We start from the raw sequence: 21,205 nt of genomic DNA, 5'->3' as shown, positions 1-21,205 counted from the left end.
TCATGCCACTTGTCGTTGTTGCCAGGTCTCGCCGCGTCGCAGCGGCACCCGCACGGTGCCGGACACCGGGCCGACGGCGCCAGCGGCCAGATCGCGATGGGCCGTGGCCAGGACGGCGGCACCGGCGGCCAGGAGCGACGTGCCCGTGTCGACGAGGCCGTGCGCGCGGGCCAGCTGCCCGGTCAGCAGCAGCGCTTCGGCCATGGTGACGGTCTCGCCGTCCAGCGCGACCGGCCGGCCCGCGTCGAACGTGACGGTGACCGCGACCTGGTCCGGCCAGGACGACGCGGCCGGCGTCATGGCGGCGGCGGGGGCACGTGGCCCTCGGCGAGAGCGAGGAACCATGCGGCGACCGCGGCCCCGCCCTCGGGATCGGTCGAGATGACGAGGACGGTGTCGTCGCCGGCGATGGTGCCCAGGATGTCCGCGCGCGCCGCGTGGTCGACCGCCGACGCCAGGTACTGGGCCGCGCCGGGCGGGGTCCGCAGCACCACCAGGTTGGCCGACGACCGCGCCGAGATCAGGATCTCCTCGCACACCCGGATCAGCCGGGCGTCGACGGCGGACTTCGATGCGGCCAGCGGCCGGGAGTCGCCGCCCTCGCCGGGCAGCGCGTACACCAGCCAGCCGTCGGCGTTGCGGATCTTCACCGCACCGAGCTCGTCGAGGTCGCGTGAGAGCGTCCCCTGGGTGACCTCGATGCCGTTCTCGGCCAGCCGCTCGGCCAGCTCCGTCTGCGACCTGATCGGGGTCTGCGCCAGGACCTCGGCGATGCGGCCGTGCCGGGCCGCGCGGGTGGCCGGCTGCGTCACGTCGTCGCCTCCTGCGCGAGCAACCAGGTCAGCAGCGCCTTCTGCGCGTGCAGCCGGTTCTCGGCCTCGTCCCACACGGCGCTGGCCGGGCCGTCGATGACGTCGGCGGCGATCTCCTTGCCCCGGTAGGCGGGCAGGCAGTGCAGGACGATCGCCTCGGGCGCGGCCGCCCGCACCGCGTCGCGGGTGAGCGCGAACGGGACGAACGGCGCCTCGCGGTCGCCCGCTTCCGATTCCTGTCCCATCGACACCCAGGTGTCGGTGGCAAGCACGTCGGCGCCGGCGAACGCGTCGGCGGGGTCGGTGACGTGCGCGACCGATCCGCCGGTGCGCGCCGCGACGGCCGCCGCCCGCTCCAGCACGGCGGCCGACGGCGCGTAGCCGGCCGGCGACGCGACCCGCACGTGCATGCCGACGAGTGCGCCCGCCAGCAGGTACGAGTGCGCCATGTTGTTCGCGCCGTCGCCGGCGTAGGTCAGCGTCAGCCCGGCCAGCGCGCCCTTGCGCTGGCGGACGGTCTGCAGGTCGGCCAGCAGCTGGCACGGGTGGTAGTCGTCGGTGAGCGCGTTGACGACGGGGACGGCGGACGCCGCGGCCATGTCGTCGATGCGCTGCTGCGCGAACGTCCGCCAGACGATCGCGGCGCACTGGCGGTCCAGCACCCGCGCGGTGTCGGCGATCGGCTCGCCGCGGCCCAGCTGCGACGTCTGCGCGTCGATGACCAGCGGGTACCCACCCAGCTCCGCGACACCGACGCTGAACGAGACACGCGTGCGGGTGGACGGCTTGTCGAAGATCACGGCGACCGCGCGCGGGCCGTCCAGCGGCCGGTGGGCGAAGCGGTCCGCCTTGAACTCGTCGGCGAGGTCGAGCACCTGCAGGTACTCGGCGGGCGACAGGTCGTCGTCGCGGAGGAAGTGCCGGGTCATCGGTTCTCCTTCGGGGCGGTCCCGACGGCGTCGAGCAGTGACGGCAGCGCCGCCAGGAACTCGTCGGCCTGCGCGATGTCGAGGATCAGCGGCGGTGCGAGCCGGATCGTATCGGGCGTGACGGCGTTGACGATGATGCCCGCGCCGAGCGCCGCGGAGGCTACGGAAGCCGCTACTGTGACATTCGCGCCCTCAGCTGAGAAGCGTGCTTCGGACGGTGGCGCCGCCAGCTCGATGCCGAGCAGCAGCCCGCGACCTCGCACGCCGCGGACCAGCGGGTGACCCAGCGCCAGCACCTCGGCACGCAGGTGTGCGCCGACGGCTCGGGCGTTGTCCAGCAGGCCGTCGCGCTCGACGGCGTGCAGCACGGCCAGCCCGGCGGCGGACGCGACCGGGTTGCCGCCGAAGGTGGTGCCGTGCGCACCGGGTCCGAGCAGGTCGGCGGCCCGGCCGAGGCCGATGCAGGCGCCGATCGGGAAGCCTCCGCCCAGGCCCTTCGCGACGGTGACGACGTCGGGCACGATGCCCTCGGCGGTGTGCGCGAACCAGTCGCCGCAGCGGCCGATGCCCGTCTGGATCTCGTCGACGACCAGCAGTGTCCCGGCCCGCTCGGTGATCTCGCGGGCCGCCGCCAGGTAGCCGGCCGGCGCCGGGACGACGCCGCCCTCCCCCTGCACGGGCTCGAGGAACACCGCCGCGGTGTCGCCGTCGACGGCCGCGGCCAGCGCCTCGGCGTCGCCGTAGGGCACGAACGTCACCCCGGCGGGCAGCGGCTCGAACGGCTGCCGGATGGCGGGCTTGCCGGTCAGCGCCAGCGCGCCCATCGTCCGGCCGTGGAACCCGCCCTCGGCCGCGACGACGTTCGGCCGGCCGGTCCGCCGGGCGATCTTGAACGCGGCCTCGTTCGCCTCGGCGCCGGAGTTGGCGAAGAACACCCGGCCGCCCCCGGCCGGCACGTCGAGCAGCGCGAGCAGCCGCTCGGCCAGCGCGATCTGCGGCGCGGTGGCGAAGAAGTTCGACACGTGCCCGAGCGTGGCCAGCTGCGCGGTGACGGCGGACACCAGCAGCGGGTGCGCGTGACCCAGCGAGTTCACCGCCAGCCCGCCGAGCAGGTCGAGGTAGCGGCGCCCGTCGGCGTCCCACACGTAGCAGCCCTCGCCGCGGACGAGGACGCGCTGCGGGCTGCCGAACGTGTTCATCAGCGACTGGCCGTAGCGCGCGGTCCAGGCGGCGTTGTTGCTGGCCGCGAACGCGTCCTCGCTGAGCCCGGGGACCAGCGCGGAGACCTCGGCTTGGTACGTCATGAGGGGATCACCATCGTTCCCACGCCTTCATCGGTGAACACTTCCAGCAAGAGCGAGTTCGGGACCCGGCCGTCGATGATCGTCGCCTCCGGCACCCCGCCCTCCACCGCGCGCAGGCACGCCTGCATCTTCGGGATCATGCCGGACGACAACGACGGCAGCAGCGTCGTCAGCTCGCCGGCGGTGATCTCCTGGACGATGTCGTCGTCGACCGGAAAGTTCCGGTACAGCCCTTCCACGTCGGTCAGCACGACCAGCTTCTCGGCGCCCAGCTCGACCGCCAGCGCGGCCGCGGCGGTGTCGGCGTTGACGTTGTGGACGACACCGTCGGCGTCGGGCGCGACCGACGACACGACGGGGATGCGCCCGGCGTCGATGAGATCGCGGACGGCGTCGGCGTTGACCTCGGCGACGTCGCCCACCAGCCCGATGTCGACCGGCTCGCCGTCGACGACCGCCGAGTGCCGCCGCGCCGTGAACAGGCCCGCGTCCTCGCCCGACAGCCCGACCGCGAGCGGGCCGTGCGTGTTCATCAGCCCGACGATCTCGCGGCCGACCTGGCCGACCAGCACCATGCGGACGACGTCCATCGCCTCGGGCGTGGTGACCCGCAGGCCGCCGCGGAACTCGCTCTCGATGCCGAGGCGGTCCAGCATGGCGCTGATCTGCGGCCCGCCGCCGTGCACGACCACCGGCTTCAGCCCGGCCAGCCGGAGGAAGACGATGTCGTCGGCGAACGCCCGCTTGAGGTCGTCGTCGATCATCGCGTTGCCGCCGTACTTCACGACGACGATCCTGCCGTGGAACCGCTTCAGCCACGGCAGCGCCTCGACCAGCACGCCGGCCTTGGCGAGCGCTCCGTTCGCGATGGCCGTCATGTCGAGTACGCCGAGTTCTCGTGCACGTAGTCGTGCGTGAGGTCGCTGGTCAGGATCGTCGCGGCGGACGAGCCCGCGTTCAGCTCGACGAGTACGTGCACGTCGCGTCCCGACAGGTCGACCGACGACGAGGGCTCGCCGAACTGCGTCCCGCCGGCCCGGCAGACCTTCACCCCGTTCATCGAGATGTCGATCTTCTCCGGCTCGAACGCCGCCTGCGTGGTGCCGACGGCGGCCAGCACCCGGCCCCAGTTCGGGTCGTTGCCGAAGACCGCGGCCTTGAACAGGTTGCTGCGGGCGACGGCGCGGGCGACCTCGACGGCGTCGTCCTCGCCGGCCGCGCCGGTGACCTCGATGGCGATGTCGTGGTGCGCGCCCTCGGCGTCGTGCCAGAGCTGCTTCGCGAGGTCGGCGCAGACGGCGGTGACCGCCTCGGTGAGCTCCGCGGCCGTCGGCGAGACGCCGGACGCGCCGCTGGCCAGCAGCGCGACGGTGTCGTTGGTGGACATGCAGCCGTCGGTGTCGAGCCGGTCGAAGGTGGACCTCGTGGCGGCGCGCAGCGCGGCGTCGAGCGTCGCGGCATCGGCGACGGCGTCGGTGGTGATGACGACCAGCATGGTGGCCAGCGCGGGCGCCAGCATGCCGGCGCCCTTGGCCATGCCGCCGACGACCCAGCCGTCCGCGCCGGTGGCGACCGCCTGCTTCGCCACGGTGTCGGTGGTCATGATCGCCTCGGCCGCGGCGGGGCCGCCGTCGGGCGACAGCGCGACATGGGCGGCGCGGATACCCTTCTCGAGGATCGGCCGGTCCAGCGGCTGGCCGATCAGCCCGGTGGAGCAGACGGCGACGTCGAAGGCCTGGCCGCCGGTCAGCTCCGCGACCAGTTCGGCGCTGGCGTGCGTGGTCTGGAACCCCTCGGGGCCGTTGTAGCAGTTGGCGCCGCCGGAGTTCAAAATGACCGCCCGCAGTGTCCCATCAATGATGGTCCGCTCGCTCCACAGCACCGGGTTGGCCTTGCACCGGTTCGACGTGAACACGGCGGCGGCACTGTGCTGCGGTCCATCGTTGACGACGAGCGCGACGTCGGACTTGCCGCTGGGCTTCAGACCGGCGACGACGCCGGCGGCCCGGAAGCCGGCCGCTGCGGTGACGCTCACGGCGCCACCCCCGTCGTCGGCAGGCCGAGTGTCTCAGGCAGCCCGAGCGCGAGGTTGGCCGACTGGACGGCCGCGCCCGCAGTGCCCTTGGTGAGGTTGTCGATGGCGGCGACCGCGACCAGCCGGCCCGCGGCCTCGTCGATCGTCACCTGGACGTGCGCGGTGTTGGCGCCGAGGACGGCGGCCGTGGTGGGCCACTGTCCCTCCGGCAGCAGGTGGACGAACGGCTCGTCGGCGTAGGCGCGCTCCCACGCGGCCCGCACGCCGGCGGCGTCGCCGGTGAGCTTCGCCGTCACCGTCGCGAGGATGCCACGGCTCATCGGGACCAGGGTCGGCGTGAACGAGAGCGTCACCGGCGCGCCACCGGCCAGCTGGAGGTTCTGCTGGATCTCCGGGATGTGCCGGTGCACCCCGCCGACGGCGTACGGGCTGGCCGCGCCGAGGATCTCGCTGGCCAGCAGGTGCGGCTTGAGCGACTTGCCGGCGCCGGACGGGCCGCAGGCCAGCACCGCGACGATGTCGTCGGGCGCCACGACGCCGGCGGCGAGGCCGGGCGCCAGCGCGAGCGTCACGGCGGTGACGTTGCAGCCGGGGACCGCGATCCGCCTGGCGCCCGGCAGCGCGTCGCGCTGTTTGTGCCCGTCGGCGTGGACCAGCTCCGGCAGACCGTACGGCCAGCTGCCGGCGTGCTCGGTGCCGTAGAACGTCTGCCACGCCGCGGCGTCGGTGAGGCGGTGGTCGGCGCCGCAGTCCAGCACGAGCACGTCGTCGGGCAGCTGCGCGGCGATCTCGGCCGACGCGCCGTGCGGCAGCGCCAGGATCACCACGTCGTGCCCGGCCAGCGTCTCGGCCGTCGTCGGCTCCAGGATCCGGTCGGCCAGTTCGATCAGCTGCGGGTGGTGGGCGGTGAGACGGTCGCCCGCCTTCGAGTGCGCCGTCACCGTCCCCACGCCGAGTTCGGGGTGCGCGAGCAGCAGGCGCAGCAGCTCGCCGCCCGCATAGCCGCTCGCTCCCGCGATCGCCACAGTCGCTCCCATGCGAATGAGTATGCAGAGTTCCGCAAATTCATGCAACGTGGTTGCCGTCACGCTAATTCACGTGCGCCGGGTCGCGGGCGTCGGCGAGCATGGCGTGATGCCGCCCGTCACCGCGTCCGGAGTCCGCGCGACCTGGGAGTCGCTGCCCGCAGGCGTCCGCGCCGGCGTCGACGACATGCTCGGCTCGCCGGTGGTCGAGGCTGTCAACCAGCCGGGCGGCTTCTCCCCCGGCCTGGCCGCGCGGGTGCGCTGCGCCGACGGCAGCCGCGCGTTCGTCAAGGCGGTCGGCACGCCGCTCAATCCGGACTCGCCGGACATCCACCGGCGCGAGGCGGTCGTGGCGGCAGCCCTGCCCGCCGCGGCGCGGGTCCCGCGGCTGCGCGGCAGCTACGACGACGGCGACTGGGTCGCGCTGGTCTTCGACGAGGTCGACGGACGCATGCCGCACGAGCCGTGGCGGCCCGACGAGTTGGCGCTGGTGGTCGGCGCGGTGACGGAGCTGTCGCGGTCGCTGACGCCGTGCCCGGTGCCGTCGCCGCGGCTCGCGCGCGACGAGATGAGCGAGCCGATGCTGGGCTATCGGTCGCTGGCGGCCGACGCGCCCGGCGATCTGGATCCGTGGGAGCGCCGGCACCTCGACCGGCTGGCCGACCTGGCCGCGTCGGCGCTCGACGTCGTCGATGGCGACACCCTGGTCCACTACGACCTGCGGGCGGACAACGTGCTGCTCTCGGCGTCGGGTGTGTGGTTCGTGGACTGGCCGTGGGCGTTCCGCGGCGCCGCCTGGATCGACTCGCTCATGCTGCTGAAGAACGCCGCGTTCCACGGTCACGACCCCGAGCCCTACTTGGCCGATCACCCGCTGCTGGCGCAGGTCGACCCATGGCACGTCACGGCGGTGCTGACCGGGTTCGCGGGCTTCTTCGGCGCGACCGGCCGGCGGCCGGCCCCGCCCGGGCTGCCGACGGTGCGGGCGTTCCAGCGGGCGCAGCACGCGACCACGCTCGCGTGGGTGCGCCGACGCACCGGCTGGGACTGACCGACCCGACCCTCCCCGTTGATCTTGGAGAAGTTCGGCACTCGTGGGCCGGAATGTCCGGTAGATCCCCGAACAACTCCACGATCAACGGGGGTCGGCGGGCGGGTGTCAGCGCAGCGGGTCGTCGGGGCCGGCGGTGGGCAGCCGGAGCGTCCGGGCGTCGTGCGCCAGGATGTCGTCGCGCAAGGTCAGCAGCGAGCCGGGGGTGTCGGAACCGGCCCGGAAGAACCGTCCGCCGAGGTCGTCCAGAACGCCGTCGCCGATGGCGGCGACCAGGTCGACCACGGCCTCGGGCGCCGTCCACTCCGTCCGGCCCTCGTGCATCGGCATGGCCGTCGTCATCTCGGTCTCGACGTGGCCGGGCGCGAGGTCGAACGCGCGCACTCCTCGCGACCGGTACTGCAGGTCGAGCAGCCCGGTGAACCGGGCCAGCGCGCCCTTCGAGACGGCGTACCCCGTGTAGATCTCCGCCGCCCGGTAGCCCAGACCGCTGTTCATGTTGACGATGCGCCCGCCGCCGCCGGCGAGCATGACCGGCAGCGCCGCATGCGTGACCAGCAGTGGGCCGCGCACGTTGACCTCGACGACGCGCCAGCTGTCCTCGACGTCGGTGTCGAGGAACGACCGCTCGACCGTCTCGATGACGCCCGCGTTGTTGACCAGCAGATCGATGCGGTCGAGGCTGCCCGCCACCGCCTTCACCATCTCGACGACGTCGGCGTGGTCGGTGACGTCGGCCGTGACGCCGACCGCCGCCACACCGTGCGAGCGGCACTGCGCGACGACCTCGTCCAGACGGTCGCGGTGGCGGGCGACCAGGCCGACGGAGACGCCGCGTTCGGCCAGCCCGACGGCGATGGCGCGGCCGATTCCGCGGCTGGCGCCGGTGATCAGCGCCGTCCGTGCCGCAGGCGTGCCGCCGGCCATCAGGTACCGCGCAGGACCGCGCCGGTGCGCTCGGCGGCCGCGGCCACGGCGGCGTCGCGGGCGGCCGTGGTCTCCTCGACGGTGAGCGTGCGGTCGGGTGCGCGGAACCGCAGCGCGTAGGCCAGCGACTTCTTCCCCTCACCGACCTGCGCGCCGGTGAACACGTCGAACAGCCGCACCGACTCCAGCAGCTCGCCTGCGGCGGACCGCAGCGCGTCCTCGACGTCGGCGGCCGGGACGGCGAGGTCGACGACGAGCGCGACGTCCTGGGTGGCGATCGGGAACGTCGAGACCGACGGTGCCGGCACGGGCTCCTCGGTCACTCCGCCGGGGAAGACGCGGTCGAGTTCCAGCTCCATCGCGCTGGTGCGGGCCGGCAGCCCGAGCGTCGCGACGACCCGCGGGTGCAGCTCGCCGGCGTGCCCGACCAGCGTCTCGCCGACGTACAACGCGGCGCAGCGCCCCGGGTGCCAGGGCGCGTGCTCGTCGCGCTCGGCCCGCAGTGTGACTCCCGCGGCCCGGGCGACGACCCGTGCGGCCTCGACGGCGTCGGCCCAGCCCGCCGGGCGGCCCGCGCCCCACCAGCCGGCCGGCTCGCGCTCGCCGGCCAGGGCGACGGCGATGCGTCGCGGCTGCGACGGCACCGCGGCGAGCAGCGCGGCCAGTTCGTCGTCGGTGGGCCGGCGGTCGACCGGCAGCCGCGGCGGCACGGGCAGCGGCCCGGGCTCCGGCCGGTAGACCAGCCCGGCCTCGTAGACGGCGACGTCGGTAGTGCCGCGGCCGACGTTGCGGCGCAGCGTGGCCAGCAGGCCGGGCAGCAGCGTGGTGCGCAGCAGCGGCTGCTCCTCGGAGATCGGGTTGGCCAGCCGCAGCGCGACCCGCCGCGCGTCGTCGGCCGGGAAGCCGAGCGCGTCGAAGTCGGCCTCGCCGACGAACGGGTACGACGGCGCCTCGACGTAGCCGGCCGCCGCGACGGCACGCTCGACCCGGCGGCGCAGCCGCTGCGCCGCCGTGATGCCGCGTCCGGCCGGGGCGACCGGCAGCACCGACGGCACCGCGTCGTAGCCGTGCAGCCGGGCCACCTCCTCGACCAGGTCGTACGGGTCGGTGAGGTCGGGCCTCCAGGTGGGTGGAGCGACGGCGATCCGTTCTCCGCCGGCGTCGGAGACGCGCGCGCCCACGGCCGTGAGCAGCGACGTCACCTCGTCGGCCGGGCAGTCGACGCCGACGACCCGGGCGGGCAGGCCGGCCGGGATCTCGATGACCGCGGGCTCGGGCACCGACCCGGCCACCGTCAGCCCGGGCTCCTGCGTGGCGCCGCCCAGCGACACCAGCAGGTCGACCACCCGCTGCGCCGCCACCGCGGGCAGGGCGGGGTCGACGCCTCGCTCGAACCGCTTGGACGCCTCGCTGGGCAGCTTGTGCCGGCGCGCAGTGCGGGCGATGCCGGTGGGCTCGAAGTGCGCCGCCTCGACGACGACTGCCGTGGTCGCGTCGCTGAGCTCGGTCGACCCGCCGCCCATGACGCCGGCCAGGCCGATCGGCCCGGAGTCGTCGGTGATCAGCAGGTCGTCGGGGTCGAGCGCGCGGACCGTGCCGTCGAGCGTCGTCAGCTTCTCCCCCGCCACCGCCCGCCGGACGACGATGGCGCCGCGCAGCGCGTCGCGGTCGTAGCCGTGGATCGGCTGGCCCAGCTCGAGCATGACGTAGTTGGTGATGTCGACGGCCAGCGAGATGGGCCGCATGCCGGCCAGCTGGACGCGTCGCTGCAGCCAGCGCGGGCTCGGGGCGGACGGGTCGAAGCCGGTGACCGTGCGGGCGGCGAACACCGGGCACCGCTCGGTGTCCTCGACCCGCACCGGGTAGCCGTCGTCGCCGGTGGTGTCGACGTCGTCGCGCACGCCCGGGTCGGTGAATGCGACTCCATAGGCGGTAGCCGCCTCGCGGGCCACGCCGCGGACGGACAGGCAGTAACCGCGGTCGGGCGTGACGGCGATGTCGAGGACGTCGTCGCGCAGCCTCAGCAGCTCGATCGCGTCGTCGCCCGGCTCCGCCTCGCCGGGCTGCAGCACCAGGATGCCGGCGTGGTCGTCGCCGATGCCCAGCTCGCGGACCGAGCAGATCATGCCGTCGGACACGTGCCCGTACGTCTTGCGCGCGGTGATGGCGAAGCCGCCGGGCAGCACCGCGCCGGGCAGCGACACCACGACGAGGTCGCCGGCGGCGAAGTTGTGCGCGCCGCAGACGATGCCGCGCGGCTCGGCCTCACCGACGTCGACCGAGCACCAGCGGATGGTCTTGCCGTTCTTCTGCGGCTCGCTGGTGAACTCGAGCACCCGCCCGGCCACCAGCGGGCCGCTGATGTCGGCGCCCGCCTCGTCGACGGTCTCGACCTCGAGGCCGGCCCGGATCAGGCGGGTCGCGACCTCGCGCGGGCTGACGTCGGCGGGCAGCGCCGCGAAGTCGCGCAGCCAGCTCAGGGGGACGCGCATCAGATCTCCATCCCGAAGGCCGCGGCGAACCGGACGTCGCCCTCGACCATGTCGTGCATGTCCTCGACGCCGTGCCGGAACATCAGCGTGCGCTCCAGGCCCATGCCGAACGCGAAGCCGGTGTACCGCTCGGGGTCGATGCCGCAGGCGATCAGCACCCGCGGGTTGACCATGCCGCAGCCGCCCCACTCGATCCAGCCCTCGGAGCCGCAGGTGCGGCACGGGTGGTCGGGATCGCCCACCGACGCGCCGCGGCAGACGAAGCACTGCAGGTCCATCTCGGCGCTGGGCTCGGTGAACGGGAAGTACGACGGGCGCAGCCGGGTGGTGATGCCGTCGCCGAACATCGACGACGCGAAGTGGTCGAGCGTGCCCTTGAGGTGTGCCATGGTCAGGCCCTCGTCGACGGCCAGCCCCTCGACCTGGCTGAACACCGGCGTGTGCGTGGCGTCGAGCTCGTCGGTACGGAACGTGCGGCCGGGACAGATGACGTAGATGGGCGGTGTGCGCGACAACATGGTGCGCGCCTGCACCGGCGACGTGTGCGTGCGCAGCACCAGCCCGGAGTCCTCGGAACCCCCCGCCTCGACCCAGAAGGTGTCCTGCATGGTGCGCGCCGGGTGGTCCGGGCCGATGTTGAGCGCGTCGAAGTTGAGCCACTCGGCCTCGACCTCGGGGCCCTCGGCGACCTCCCAGCCCATGGCGACGAAGACGTCGGCGACCCGCTCCTGGATGGTCGTCAGCGGGTGCCTGGCGCCCCGCGGCGCGCGGTCCCACGGCAGCGTGACGTCGACGGCCTCGTCGACCAGCACCCGCTCGTCGCGCTCGGCCTCGAGCACGGCCTGGCGCTCGGCCAGCGCGGCGCCGACGTCGCGGCGGGCGGTGCCGACGCGCTGACCGGCCTCCTTGCGTGCCTGGGGCGGCAGCGCGCCGATCTCGCGATTGGCCAGCGCCAGCGGCGACCGATCGCCGGTGTGCGCGAGCCGGGCCTCCTTCAGCGCGTCGAGATCGCCGGCCTCGGCGAAGGCGGCGAGGGCATCGGACACCATCGCCGCCACCTGGTCGGCGTCGAGCGGGGTCACCTGGACTGGGTCGTAGTCGCTGTTGGGCGCGGACATCTTCCTCGTCTACTCACGCGTGGTCGCAACCCCGCGAGTCTACGACCCGCGAGACCGTGCGTGCGCCCGGGTTCCGTGCGGTGGTCAGACGGGGACGAGCGGGCTGTGCGGTTGCGGCGGCGCCTCGACGACGATCGCGTCGCCCGGCCGCACCTCGCCGCCCACCAGCACGATCGCCATGACGCCGGCCTTGCGGACGATCTCGCCACCGGTGTCGCGCCCGACGACCTGCTTCAGCAGGCCGGGCTGGAAGTCGTCGATCTGGTAGCACGGGTTGCGCAGCCCGGTGACCTCGACGACGGCGTCGGCGCCCAGCCGCAGCCGGGTCCCCGTCGGCAGGCCGAGCAGGTCGACGCCGCGGGTGGTGACGTTCTCGCCGAGCTGGCCGGCGTCGACGTCGAACCCGGCGGCGGCCAGCTCGGCGTGCAGTTCGGCGTGGACGAGATGCACCTGGCGCAGGTTCGGCCGGCTGGGGTCGCGTCGCACCCGGGAGCGGTGCTTCACCGTCGCCCCGGAGTGCGCGTCGCCCTCGACGCCGAGCCCGGCCAGCAGCGTGATCGCCGGCCGGTTCGGCTTGCCGAAACTGTGCGTGGCGCTGGAGCTGACCGCCGTGACCTCCGCCATCAATGCTCGTGGTCGTCGTGACCGTGGCCGTGGCCGTGGCCGTTCTGCTCCTCGTCCGGGACGAGGTGTGGCGGGAATCCGCCGGTCGCGATGGGGCCCCACCGCTGCGGCGTGATGCGCAGCAGCGACTTGCCCTGCCGGTGCATGGCCTCGCGGTAGCCGTCCCAGTCCTCGTGCTCGCCGGCGACGTTGCGGTAGTACTCGATCAGCGGCTCGACGGAGTCGGGCAGGTCGATGATCTCGGCCGGCCCGTCGACCTGCACCCACGCGCCGCCGAAGTCGTCGGACAGCACGACGATGCTGGCGTGCGGGCGGTGCCGGACGTTGCTCGCCTTCGCTCGATCCGGGTACGTGGAGACGACGATGCGGCCGGAGTCGTCGACGCCGCAGGTGACCGGCGAGGCCTGCGGGCCACCGTCGGCACGGGTGGTGATGACGATGCCGTGGTGGCGCGGCCGGACGAACTCGAGCAGCCCGGCGAGATCGACGGTGGTGTTCGTGGCGATGTTCGGCATGAGGCCACCTTAAGCGGCATGCGTAGTCTCGACGCATGCTCACCGACCTCACCGAGACCGACCTGCGGGTCGTCCTGCCCGACGAGTCGCCGGCCATGGAACCCGGCCGGCTGACCGACCTCGCGACCCAGGCCGAACGGCTCGGCTACGGCGCCGTCCTGCTGCCCGACCACCTGCTGCCGCCGGCTCCGTACGGTGCGGAGTTCGGCGGCGTCTACGAGCCGCTGACCACGCTGGCGTTCCTCGCGGCCGCGACCGAGCGGATCCAGCTCGGCATGTCGGTGCTGGTGCTGCCGCTGCGCGACCCGTTCCTCGTCGCCAAGCAGGCGGCGACGGTGCACCGGCTGTCCGGCGGGCGGCTGACGCTCGCCGTCGGGGCCGGGTGGGTGCGGTCCGAGTTCGACGCCGTCGGCGCCGACTACGCCGGACGCGGCGGCTACGTCGAGGACGCCGTGCGGTTGATGCGCGCGCTGTTCTCCGGGGCGACCTCGTACGACGGCCCTCGCTTCGGGTTCGAGCGCGGCGTGTTCGAGCCGCGGCCGCTGACCCCGTTGCCGATCGCGGTGGGCGGCACCACCGACGCCGCGCTGCGCCGGGCGGCGGCGGTGGCCGACGAGTGGCACGCGTTCGCCCTCGACGCGGGCGGGTTCGCGTCGCGGCTGGCTACCCTGCGGGAGCTGCGCGCCGCCGGGCCGCTGGCCGGGCAGCCGCTGCGGGCGAGCACCCGCATCGAGTGGGCCGGCGGGCGGAACGAGCTGGCCGCGGCCGTGGAGTCCGTGCACCGGCTCGCCGCGGCCGGTGCCGACTCCGTCGCCGTCTGGTTCGGCGACCATGACGGCTTCGGCGAGCGGATGGAGGAGTTCACGGCCGCGTTCGGGTGACGGGTCACACCGGGTGGGCGCGCAACGGCAAGCAGGCGGCGATGGCGTCGTAGTCGGCGTCCTTGTGCAGCAGCGCGACGTCGTGCCGCAGCGCGATGGCCGCAATCAGGCAGTCGACGAGACTGCGCACGGTCCGGCCCTGACGGCGCACCGCCAGGTAGATCGCCGATGCCTGCCTGAAGTCCAGCCTCGGGTCGACACCCAGTACTGGCAGTCCGTTCGTGAGCCTCTCCAGCGCGTCCGCGCGCGCGGGCGTGTCGGCGCCTGCGAGCAGCTCCATGATCACCGGCTCGGTCGTGCACACCTCGGCGCCTCGCTGGATCAGGGCCGTGAGCTCCCTGGCCGCCGGCGTATCAGCTGCCCGGAGGTAGTCGATCCAGGCCGACGTGTCGACGAGGATCATCCGGTCGCAGTGGAATCGGCCGACCGCAGCTCGTCCAGATCGGCGCCCCAACCGACGCCGCGCAGCCCCAGCAGGAAGTCCTTCGTCAACGGCACGCCGACGAGGCGGCGCAGCGCGAGATCGACCGCCTCACGCTTGGTCGCGACTCCGTATCGCCGCATCACCTCGCCGACGAGTTCGTCGTCGAGTTCGATGTTGGTGCGCGTCATACACCAATGATACACCTAGCGACCGGCGCGGCGGCGGGCGCGAGCGGAGCCGTACAGGCAGACGGCGGCGGCGGTGGCGAGGTTGAGGCTCTCGGCGCGGCCATAGATCGGGACCCGGACGACGTGGTCGGCGAGCGCGGCGACGTCGTCCGGCAGGCCCCACGCCTCATTGCCGAACAGCCACGCCACCGGGCCGGCCAGCAGGCCGTCGTCCTCGGCGCCGTCGAGGTCGAGCGAGCCGGCGCCGTCGGCCGCCAGCACCGTCAGCCCGCGCTCGCGCAGCGCCGCCACCGCGTCCGCCGCCGGCACGCCGGACACCACCGGCAGATGGAAGACGCTGCCCGCCGACGCCCGCACGGCCTTGCCGCCCTGCGGGTCGGCCGAGCCGTGCGTGAGCACGACGGCGTCGGCACCGGCCGCGTCGGCGCACCGGATGACCGTGCCGGCGTTGCCGGGGTCGCGGGCCTCGGCGAGGACGGCGACCAGCCGCGGCGCCCCGGCCAGCGCGCCCGCGAGGTCCATCGTCAGCGACCGGCACACCGCGACCAGCCCCTGCGGCGTCACCGTCTCCGACAGGGCGGCCAGCGCGGCGTCGTCGGCCGCGTGCACCGCGACGCCGGCCTTCTCGGCGGCCGCGACGATCGGCGCCCACCGGGCCGCCGCCGTCGCCGTCGCGAACAGCTCCACCGTCCGGCCCGGCCCGGCCGCGACCGCCTCGCGCACCGCCTGCGGCCCCTCGGCGAGGAAGAGCCCCGCCTTCTCGCGGGCGGGGCGGCGCAGCAGCTTGTGCGCCTCACGCACCCGCCCGGACCGTTCGGTCAGCATCGGGTCTCCAGGATCTTCCGGTGATCATGATCCCTGGCGGTCACCCTGCGACCGCCAGAGCACATCATCACCGGACAGACGAAGACCGGGCCTGCCGACGCAGGCCCGGTCTCGACGGACGAACGGACGACGCTCAGGCCGCCGGCGCGTTGCGGTCCGCGGGCAGCGCGGCGCGCGCGACCTCGACCAGGGCCTTGAACGCACCCGGGTCGTTCACCGCGATGTCGGCCAGCATCTTGCGGTCGACATCGACCTCGGCCAGCCGCAGGCCCTGGATGAAGCGGTTGTACGTCAGGCCCTCGGCACGGGAGGCCGCGTTGATGCGCGTGATCCACAGCTGCCGGAAGTCGCCCTTGCGCTGCTTACGGTCGCGGTAGGCGTAGACGAGCGAGTGAGTGACCTGCTCCTTCGCCTTCCGGTACATCCGGGAGCGCTGACCCCGGTAGCCGCTGGCCCGCTCGAGGGTCTCACGGCGCTTCTTGTGGGCGTTGGCCGCCCGCTTCACGCGTGCCACTGGTACTCCTTGCTGAATTCGGCCGATGGGGCCGAAGGATGAACTGGACGGTCGCCGCTTACTTGCCGAGCAGCTTCTTGATGCGAGCCTGGTCCGGCTTGGCCACCTCGGTGGTGCCGGCGAGCTTCCGCGTCAGGGTGGACGGCTTGTGCTCCAGGTAGTGGCGGCGGTTCGCCTTCTGGCGCAGCACCTTCCCGCTCCCGGTGATCCGGAACCGCTTGCTCGTGCCGCTGTGCGTCTTGTTCTTCGGCATGGCGCCGTCTGTCTCCTCGTCAGTCTTCGTTGTCAGGGGTGGGCCGGTCGATCTCCGGCCGCTGGGCCTTCTCGGCCTCGGCGGCCGCACGGCCCGCAGCACGCTCGGCGCGCTCGGCCTCTTCGTCGACTTCCCGCTGGTGCTGCCGCTCGACCTTCGCCGCTTCCTTCTCGGCCTTGGCGTCGGCCTTCTTCTTGTGCGGCCCCAACACCATGATCATGTTGCGGCCGTCCTGCTTCGGCGACGACTCGACGAAGCCAAGCTCGGTGACGTCCTCGGCCAGCCGCTGCAGCAGCCGGAAGCCCAGTTCCGGTCGCGACTGCTCACGGCCGCGGAACATGATGGTGACCTTGACCTTGTCACCCTCGGCCAGGAAGCGCTCGACAGCGCGCTTCTTGGTCTCGTAGTCGTGCTTGTCGATCTTGGGTCGGAGCTTCTGCTCCTTGATCAGGACGTGCGACTGGTTCCGGCGAGCCGCGCGCTCCTTCATGGCGGACTCGTACTTGAACTTGCCGTAGTCCATGAGCTTGGCCACCGGCGGCCGGGCGCCGGGCGCGACCTCGACCAGGTCGAGGTCGGCCTCCGCCGCAAGCCGGAGCGCGTCCTCGATGCGGACGATGCCCACCTGCTCACCGTTGGGGCCGACGAGCCGGACCTCCGAAACGCGGATCCGGTCGTTGATGCGGGGCTCTGCGCTGATGCCTTCCTCCTGAATTCGACGGGGTGGTACCTCGACCACGCCGCGGAAACACGAATGGCCTCCGCGAACGTGCACGCAGAGGCCAACCCATCGGCGTCGCGGTACATTCCTGAACCACGACTACAAGGGCGCCCAGTGGACGCCCTGACCAGGGAACCCGACGATCTGGTGCGATCGTTGCGGGTGGGAGAGGTCTCCGCTTGCTGGCCGCCTCACCCGAGGGTTCGAGTCAGACGGTCCGGTCGGTGTGAGAGCCTACCATGAATGAGCACGCCTGATCACATCGCCGCCCAAGCCGGTCGCGACATCGCCGACGTCCCCGCCGTCGAGGTCATCTCCACGGCCGCCGTCCACCTCATGAGCGCCGCCGCCGTTCATCTCGGCCTGGCCGAAGACCTGCCCGACCACCGCGACCTCGACGAGGCGCGGTCACTGATCGAGGCGCTGGCCGGCCTGATCACCGCCGCCGCCCCCTCGCTGGGCACGCACCACGCCGGGCCCTTGAAGGACGGGCTCAAGACGCTGCAGCTCGCCTTCCGCGAGGCGTCGCCCATGCCCGACGCCGTCGGCGAGGGGCCCGGCGAGAAGTACACCGGACCCGTCTACTCCTAGCCCGCTCCCATGATCATCAATGATCCAACCCACTCTGGGTGGTTGGATCATTGATGATCATGGGAGCCCGGCGGCGTCAGCCGATGAAGGCGCGGCGCACCCGGCGCCGGACGCGGCGCCAGACGCGGCCGCCCGTGCTGCGGATGCGAGCCGCTCCCCCACCAGCCTCGGAACGGGCCGCCGCCCTGACCGCCGGCTCGGCTCCCTCGACGCCGGGCCAGGGACCGAGCGGACGCCAGCCGGAGGCCAGGGACCGCAGGTCGGCGGCGTCGACGGCGAACATGATGGGACCGGCGAGGTCGATGACGAGGGCGTCGGCACCGTCGGCGAGGGCGGCCTCGGCGGCGCTGCGGGTGGGCACCGGCGACGGGCGGGCGGCCGGATTCCAGCGTTGCATCGACTCGACGCAGGTGAACGCGAGCAGTCCGCGACGGCCGTCGCGGCCGGTGGTGAGGACCGTCGCCATGGCGGTCTCCTTCTCCGCGCCGGTGGCGTCGACCGACTCGGGGACCGCGACGACGGGGATCAGCAGCCGGCCGGCGGCCAGTGCGGCGAGCACGTCGGCGGAACCACCCTCACCCCGCTCGTACGCGGCCAGCGCGGCCACGATGCGGGGGTCGGCCGAGCCGCCGTCGTCGCCGAAAGGCGTGGACGGCACGCGGCGTCGGGGCACAGCGGTCACGGGCCGCGACCATAGCCCGCTCGTGGCCGAAGCGCCATCCGAGCGCGGGTATTGGCCCCCGCCAATGACCCCAAGGCCGACATTTCGGACCTACGCCCACGAGCGACGACGTAACGGGCGGGGCGTACCGGCGGACCGTGTCGATCGGCCGAGGCCCTCCGGTGAACGTACACTCCCCCCGTGGACCTCTCCGTCTCCGACGCACCGGTGGGCCGTCTCCTCGACGGACGCTACCGGATCGAGGCGCTCCTGGCGCGCGGCGGGATGGCCACGGTCTTCAAGGCCACAGACACCCGTCTGGACCGCGCCGTCGCACTGAAGATCATGCACGCGGAACTGGCCGCCGACGACGAGTTCGTGGCCCGTTTCATCAACGAGGCCCGCGCCGTCGCGCAGCTGTCCGACCCGAACGTCGTCAACGTGTTCGACCAGGGCGAGGACGACGGCGCGGTGTATCTGGCCATGGAGTACATCCACGGCCGCACGCTGCGCGACGTCCTGCACGAACGGGGCCGGCTGGGCGCCGACCTCGCGCTCGAGGTCGCCGAGTCGGTGCTGTCGGCGCTGGCCGCCGCGCACCGCGCCGGCATCGTCCACCGCGACGTGAAGCCCGAGAACGTGCTGGTCGGCAACGACGGACGGGTCAAGGTCGCCGACTTCGGGCTGGCCCGGGCCAACAGCAGCTCGTCGAAGACCACCCGTGGCCTGCTGGGCACCGTCAGCTACATCTCTCCCGAGCAGGCGCTCGGCGAGCGGGCCACGCCACGCTCGGACGTGTACTCCGCCGGCATCATGCTCTATGAGCTGCTCACCGGGAAGACCCCACACGAGGGGCCCACCGACTTCGTGGTGGTGCGCAGCCACATCGACGACGACGTCCCGCCGCCGTCCGAGACGGTGCCGCTGCCGCGCGCCGTCGACAAGCTCGTACTGACGGCGACGGCGCGCGAGGCGCGGCTGCGCTACGCCGACGCCAGCGTGTTCCTCACCGCGATCCGGTCCACCCGGACGGCCATCGCCGGCACCTCGCTGCCCGAGCCCGAGGACGACCCCGAGCTCACCGAGGTGCACGCCGAGCCGCGCGACTCCGCCGGCGTCACGCTCGACGAGGCGCTGGCCGGCACCGTGCTGGCCGGGCAGGTCGGCCGCGTCGAGCCCGACGAGCGGACCGAGCCGGACGACGACGAGACCGGCGACGACACGCCGCCCGTCGACGACCGGCGGGAGCGCGAGGACAGCCTGCCGAGCTCGACGCGCCGCATCGACGCGCCGCTGTCGATCCGGTTCGCCGAGGACGACACCGACACCGAAGCCGCGCCGGCCCCCGGCTCGCGCGCCGCCCGGCAGGCCGAGGCCCGCGCCCGCGCCTCCAGCCACCGCCGCACCGAACAGACGCGCAGCCGCCGCGGCCTGTACCTGTTCCTGTTCGTCCTGCTGCTGGCCATCGGCGTCGCCACCGCGGCGTGGTGGTACGGGTCCGGCCGGTGGGAGTCGACGCCGTCGCTGCTCGGCCTCAGCTCCGAGCAGGCCGAGGTGCGGGCCGACGAGTCCGGGTTCACCGCGGTCAACGGCGGCGAGGAGTACTCCGAGACCGTCGAGGCCGGCCAGGTCCTGAGCACCGACCCCGCACCCGGCGAGCGGCTTCTCGGCGGCAGCGAGATCACCTACGTGCTGTCGCTCGGGCCGGAGCGCTACGAGGTCCCGGAACTGGTCGGACGCACCGTCGACGAGGCGAACGAGCTGGCCGAGCCGCTGGCCATGACCGTCCGCGTCGACGAGGAGGTCTACCACGACGAGGTCGAGGCCGGCCGCGTCCTGACCCAGAGCGTCGAGCCCGGCGAGCAGGTCCGCCGCGACACCGAGATCGCCGTCACCGTCAGCCGCGGCCCGCAGCCACTGGAGATCCAGGACTTCACCGGCCGGTCCGCCGAAGAGGCGCGGGCGGCGCTCACCGACGCCGGTTTCCAGGTCAACACCGAGGAGCAGAACTCCGAGGACGTCGAAGCGGGCGTCGTCATCTCGCAGAACCCAGCCGAGGGCACCGGTTTCCGTAACGACGAGATCACGATCGTCGTCTCGACCGGACCGGAATTGATCGAGGTTCCGAATGTGCGCGGCGAAAGAGTGGAAAGGGCCGAGGAAATCCTCCGCGAGGCGGGCTTCGAGGTCGAGGTCGAGGACCTGTTCCCCGAGTTCGGCAACAACGGCCGCAACGACCGGGTCCAGAATCAGGACCCCGGCGCCGGGGAGATGCGCCCGCCCGGCACCGTCGTGAAGATCATCCACTTCTGACCCGGCTCCGGCCGACCCGAGGACGCTCGTGACCGCTGCGCTCGCCCTGCTGGGCACCCACCTCCCCGTCGCCGGAAAGCTGGCCACGCTGCCCGAACGCGCCGCCGCCATGGGCGCGTCGTCGGTGCAGGTGTTCCTCGGCAACCCGCGCGGCTGGGCGATGACGCCCGGCGACCCGGACACCGACGCCGCCTTCCGCACCGCCGCGGACGAGCGCGGCATCACCGTCCTCGTGCACGCCGCCTACCTGGTGAACCTCGGCAGCCCGGTCCCGGAGACCGCGCGCCGTTCGGCCGCGTCGCTGGCCCACTCCCTGCGCCGGGCCCGCGACGTCGGCGCCGTGGGCGTCGTCGTGCACACCGGCTCGTGCGTCACGGCGGGCAGCCGCGACGACGCGTTGCGGCAGGTCCGCGAGCTGCTGCTGCCGCTGCTGGACGAGCTGGACGGCGCGCCCGGCGGGCCGGAGCTGCTGCTCGAGCCCACCGCCGGCCAGGGCCAGTCGCTGTGCGCGACGGTCGACGACCTCGGGCCGTACCTCGATGCGCTGGACCACCACCCGCGGGCCCGGGTCTGCCTCGACACCTGCCACCTCTACGCCGCGGGCCACGACCTCGCGGCGCCGGGCGGCATGACGGCGATGCTGGACCGGTTCGCCGACGTCGCCGGCGCCGACCGGCTGGCGGCCGTGCACGCGAACGACTCGATGGACGGCTGCGGCTCGTTCCGCGACCGCCACCAGCGCATCGGCAACGGGCACATCGGCGCCGCCGCGTTCGGCGAGCTGCTGCACCACAAATCGGTCGCCGGACTGCCCGTCGTGCTGGAGACGCCGGGCGGTCCACCGGCTTATGCCGAAGATCTTTCGTTGCTGAAGGAATTACAGCCGAGTTCCCGGAAATAGCAACATCAGAGGTCAAGTGACCTGATTGTGACCAACTGTCTTACTCCCCGGACAACCCCGCCGAACCAGCGTTTCGGTGCCCTACTTTCGAGACTGGGGAC

At 73.3% G+C, this 21,205-nt stretch carries 24 protein-coding genes; 5 read left to right on the top strand and 19 right to left on the bottom strand.

The window, feature by feature from the left end; genetic code table 11:
- The 7 genes from DZA62_RS19465 to argC are packed head-to-tail and all read right to left on the bottom strand — an operon-like array spanning position 1 to position 6,117.
- Positions 1-300, bottom strand: coding sequence for an argininosuccinate synthase (locus DZA62_RS19465; RefSeq protein ID WP_116950568.1), 300 nt, complete (start codon positions 298-300; stop codon positions 1-3).
- Positions 297-812: an arginine repressor gene (locus DZA62_RS19460; RefSeq protein ID WP_198663964.1), complete on the bottom strand. Its 516-nt coding sequence runs from the start codon at positions 810-812 to the stop codon at positions 297-299. Before DZA62_RS19460 ends, DZA62_RS19465 begins: the two co-directional genes overlap by 4 nt.
- Positions 809-1,741: an ornithine carbamoyltransferase gene (gene argF / locus DZA62_RS19455; protein ID WP_116950567.1), complete on the bottom strand. Its 933-nt coding sequence runs from the start codon at positions 1,739-1,741 to the stop codon at positions 809-811. The genes DZA62_RS19460 and argF overlap by 4 nt, the downstream gene beginning before the upstream one ends.
- Entirely contained in the window at positions 1,738-3,045 is a 1,308-nt protein-coding gene (locus tag DZA62_RS19450; RefSeq protein ID WP_116950566.1) for an acetylornithine transaminase, read from the bottom strand. Before DZA62_RS19450 ends, argF begins: the two co-directional genes overlap by 4 nt.
- Positions 3,042-3,923, bottom strand: a complete 882-nt coding sequence (gene argB / locus DZA62_RS19445) for an acetylglutamate kinase (protein WP_116950565.1) — start codon at positions 3,921-3,923, stop codon at positions 3,042-3,044. The genes DZA62_RS19450 and argB overlap by 4 nt, the downstream gene beginning before the upstream one ends.
- Complete coding sequence (gene argJ, locus DZA62_RS19440; RefSeq protein WP_116950564.1) at positions 3,920-5,080, bottom strand: bifunctional glutamate N-acetyltransferase/amino-acid acetyltransferase ArgJ; 1,161 nt, start codon at positions 5,078-5,080, stop codon at positions 3,920-3,922. The genes argB and argJ overlap by 4 nt, the downstream gene beginning before the upstream one ends.
- The gene (argC, locus tag DZA62_RS19435; protein WP_116950563.1) at positions 5,077-6,117 is read right to left on the bottom strand and encodes an N-acetyl-gamma-glutamyl-phosphate reductase; all 1,041 of its coding nucleotides are present in this window, start codon (positions 6,115-6,117) and stop codon (positions 5,077-5,079) included. Before argC ends, argJ begins: the two co-directional genes overlap by 4 nt.
- Before the next feature lie 61 nt (positions 6,118-6,178).
- Between argC and DZA62_RS19430 the strand changes: the two genes are divergently transcribed.
- Entirely contained in the window at positions 6,179-7,156 is a 978-nt protein-coding gene (locus tag DZA62_RS19430; protein ID WP_198663963.1) for a protein kinase family protein, read from the top strand.
- A 108-nt stretch (positions 7,157-7,264) separates the two neighbouring features.
- Here the strand turns inward: DZA62_RS19430 and DZA62_RS19425 are convergent, their stop codons facing one another.
- From DZA62_RS19425 to DZA62_RS19405, 5 genes are all read right to left on the bottom strand, one after another.
- Positions 7,265-8,083, bottom strand: a complete 819-nt coding sequence (locus DZA62_RS19425; protein WP_116950562.1) for an SDR family NAD(P)-dependent oxidoreductase — start codon at positions 8,081-8,083, stop codon at positions 7,265-7,267.
- Positions 8,083-10,575, bottom strand: a complete 2,493-nt coding sequence (gene pheT, locus DZA62_RS19420; protein WP_116950561.1) for a phenylalanine--tRNA ligase subunit beta — start codon at positions 10,573-10,575, stop codon at positions 8,083-8,085. The genes DZA62_RS19425 and pheT overlap by 1 nt, the downstream gene beginning before the upstream one ends.
- A complete protein-coding gene (gene pheS, locus DZA62_RS19415; RefSeq protein ID WP_116950560.1) occupies positions 10,575-11,693 on the bottom strand; it encodes a phenylalanine--tRNA ligase subunit alpha in 1,119 nt (372 codons plus the stop codon). Before pheS ends, pheT begins: the two co-directional genes overlap by 1 nt.
- Positions 11,694-11,777: 84 nt before the next feature.
- On the bottom strand, positions 11,778-12,317 hold the full coding sequence (locus tag DZA62_RS19410) for an MOSC domain-containing protein (protein WP_116950559.1): 540 nt from the start codon (positions 12,315-12,317) through the stop codon (positions 11,778-11,780).
- Entirely contained in the window at positions 12,317-12,832 is a 516-nt protein-coding gene (locus tag DZA62_RS19405) for a PPOX class F420-dependent oxidoreductase (RefSeq protein ID WP_116950558.1), read from the bottom strand. Before DZA62_RS19405 ends, DZA62_RS19410 begins: the two co-directional genes overlap by 1 nt.
- A gap of 35 nt (positions 12,833-12,867) precedes the next feature.
- Here DZA62_RS19405 and DZA62_RS19400 point away from each other — a divergent pair, with 35 nt between their 5' ends.
- Positions 12,868-13,713, top strand: a complete 846-nt coding sequence (locus DZA62_RS19400; protein ID WP_116950557.1) for a TIGR03619 family F420-dependent LLM class oxidoreductase — start codon at positions 12,868-12,870, stop codon at positions 13,711-13,713.
- A gap of 4 nt (positions 13,714-13,717) precedes the next feature.
- Here DZA62_RS19400 and vapC read toward each other — a convergent pair whose 3' ends face one another.
- From vapC to infC, 6 genes are all read right to left on the bottom strand, one after another.
- Positions 13,718-14,116: a type II toxin-antitoxin system VapC family toxin gene (gene vapC / locus DZA62_RS19395; RefSeq protein ID WP_116950556.1), complete on the bottom strand. Its 399-nt coding sequence runs from the start codon at positions 14,114-14,116 to the stop codon at positions 13,718-13,720.
- The gene (locus DZA62_RS19390; RefSeq protein ID WP_116950555.1) at positions 14,113-14,325 is read right to left on the bottom strand and encodes a type II toxin-antitoxin system VapB family antitoxin; all 213 of its coding nucleotides are present in this window, start codon (positions 14,323-14,325) and stop codon (positions 14,113-14,115) included. Before DZA62_RS19390 ends, vapC begins: the two co-directional genes overlap by 4 nt.
- 15 nt (positions 14,326-14,340) lie before the next feature.
- On the bottom strand, positions 14,341-15,150 hold the full coding sequence (locus DZA62_RS19385) for a TrmH family RNA methyltransferase (protein ID WP_116950554.1): 810 nt from the start codon (positions 15,148-15,150) through the stop codon (positions 14,341-14,343).
- Positions 15,151-15,283: 133 nt separating this feature from the next.
- Positions 15,284-15,664: a 50S ribosomal protein L20 gene (gene rplT / locus DZA62_RS19380; protein ID WP_116950553.1), complete on the bottom strand. Its 381-nt coding sequence runs from the start codon at positions 15,662-15,664 to the stop codon at positions 15,284-15,286.
- A 58-nt stretch (positions 15,665-15,722) separates the two neighbouring features.
- Positions 15,723-15,917: a 50S ribosomal protein L35 gene (rpmI, locus tag DZA62_RS19375; protein WP_116950552.1), complete on the bottom strand. Its 195-nt coding sequence runs from the start codon at positions 15,915-15,917 to the stop codon at positions 15,723-15,725.
- Between the two features lie 19 nt (positions 15,918-15,936).
- Positions 15,937-16,656, bottom strand: coding sequence for a translation initiation factor IF-3 (gene infC / locus DZA62_RS19370; protein WP_198663962.1), 720 nt, complete (start codon positions 16,654-16,656; stop codon positions 15,937-15,939).
- A 225-nt stretch (positions 16,657-16,881) separates the two neighbouring features.
- Between infC and DZA62_RS19365 the strand changes: the two genes are divergently transcribed.
- Complete coding sequence (locus tag DZA62_RS19365; RefSeq protein ID WP_116950550.1) at positions 16,882-17,229, top strand: DUF1844 domain-containing protein; 348 nt, start codon at positions 16,882-16,884, stop codon at positions 17,227-17,229.
- Positions 17,230-17,305: 76 nt separating this feature from the next.
- Here the strand turns inward: DZA62_RS19365 and DZA62_RS19360 are convergent, their stop codons facing one another.
- The gene (locus DZA62_RS19360) at positions 17,306-17,911 is read right to left on the bottom strand and encodes an SseB family protein (RefSeq protein WP_157987772.1); all 606 of its coding nucleotides are present in this window, start codon (positions 17,909-17,911) and stop codon (positions 17,306-17,308) included.
- A 180-nt stretch (positions 17,912-18,091) separates the two neighbouring features.
- Here DZA62_RS19360 and pknB point away from each other — a divergent pair, with 180 nt between their 5' ends.
- Together pknB and DZA62_RS19350 are read left to right on the top strand one after the other, a co-directional pair.
- Complete coding sequence (gene pknB, locus DZA62_RS19355) at positions 18,092-20,203, top strand: Stk1 family PASTA domain-containing Ser/Thr kinase (protein ID WP_116950548.1); 2,112 nt, start codon at positions 18,092-18,094, stop codon at positions 20,201-20,203.
- Between the two features lie 28 nt (positions 20,204-20,231).
- Entirely contained in the window at positions 20,232-21,104 is an 873-nt protein-coding gene (locus DZA62_RS19350; protein WP_116950547.1) for a deoxyribonuclease IV, read from the top strand.
- Positions 21,105-21,205 lie beyond the last annotated feature (101 nt).

The organism is Jiangella endophytica (genome assembly GCF_003427025.1).
GTDB classification, from domain to species: Bacteria; Actinomycetota; Actinomycetes; order Jiangellales; family Jiangellaceae; genus Jiangella; species Jiangella endophytica.
This window is presented reverse-complemented; position numbering and strand designations above follow the sequence as displayed.

What these genes read in the sequence shown, in the direction of transcription:
- DZA62_RS19465 (WP_116950568.1), bottom strand. Translation starts at nt 300, where the DNA reads ATGACGCCGGCCGCGTCGTCCTGGCCGGACCAGGTCGCGGTCACCGTC.
- argF (WP_116950567.1), bottom strand. Translation starts at nt 1,741, where the DNA reads ATGACCCGGCACTTCCTCCGCGACGACGACCTGTCGCCCGCCGAGTAC.
- DZA62_RS19450 (WP_116950566.1), bottom strand. Translation starts at nt 3,045, where the DNA reads ATGACGTACCAAGCCGAGGTCTCCGCGCTGGTCCCCGGGCTCAGCGAG.
- argB (WP_116950565.1), bottom strand. Translation starts at nt 3,923, where the DNA reads ATGACGGCCATCGCGAACGGAGCGCTCGCCAAGGCCGGCGTGCTGGTC.
- argC (WP_116950563.1), bottom strand. Translation starts at nt 6,117, where the DNA reads ATGGGAGCGACTGTGGCGATCGCGGGAGCGAGCGGCTATGCGGGCGGC.
- DZA62_RS19425 (WP_116950562.1), bottom strand. Translation starts at nt 8,083, where the DNA reads ATGGCCGGCGGCACGCCTGCGGCACGGACGGCGCTGATCACCGGCGCC.
- pheT (WP_116950561.1), bottom strand. Translation starts at nt 10,575, where the DNA reads ATGCGCGTCCCCCTGAGCTGGCTGCGCGACTTCGCGGCGCTGCCCGCC.
- pheS (WP_116950560.1), bottom strand. Translation starts at nt 11,693, where the DNA reads ATGTCCGCGCCCAACAGCGACTACGACCCAGTCCAGGTGACCCCGCTC.
- DZA62_RS19410 (WP_116950559.1), bottom strand. Translation starts at nt 12,317, where the DNA reads ATGGCGGAGGTCACGGCGGTCAGCTCCAGCGCCACGCACAGTTTCGGC.
- DZA62_RS19405 (WP_116950558.1), bottom strand. Translation starts at nt 12,832, where the DNA reads ATGCCGAACATCGCCACGAACACCACCGTCGATCTCGCCGGGCTGCTC.
- DZA62_RS19400 (WP_116950557.1), top strand. Translation starts at nt 12,868, where the DNA reads ATGCTCACCGACCTCACCGAGACCGACCTGCGGGTCGTCCTGCCCGAC.
- vapC (WP_116950556.1), bottom strand. Translation starts at nt 14,116, where the DNA reads ATGATCCTCGTCGACACGTCGGCCTGGATCGACTACCTCCGGGCAGCT.
- DZA62_RS19390 (WP_116950555.1), bottom strand. Translation starts at nt 14,325, where the DNA reads ATGACGCGCACCAACATCGAACTCGACGACGAACTCGTCGGCGAGGTG.
- DZA62_RS19385 (WP_116950554.1), bottom strand. Translation starts at nt 15,150, where the DNA reads ATGCTGACCGAACGGTCCGGGCGGGTGCGTGAGGCGCACAAGCTGCTG.
- rpmI (WP_116950552.1), bottom strand. Translation starts at nt 15,917, where the DNA reads ATGCCGAAGAACAAGACGCACAGCGGCACGAGCAAGCGGTTCCGGATC.
- DZA62_RS19365 (WP_116950550.1), top strand. Translation starts at nt 16,882, where the DNA reads ATGAGCACGCCTGATCACATCGCCGCCCAAGCCGGTCGCGACATCGCC.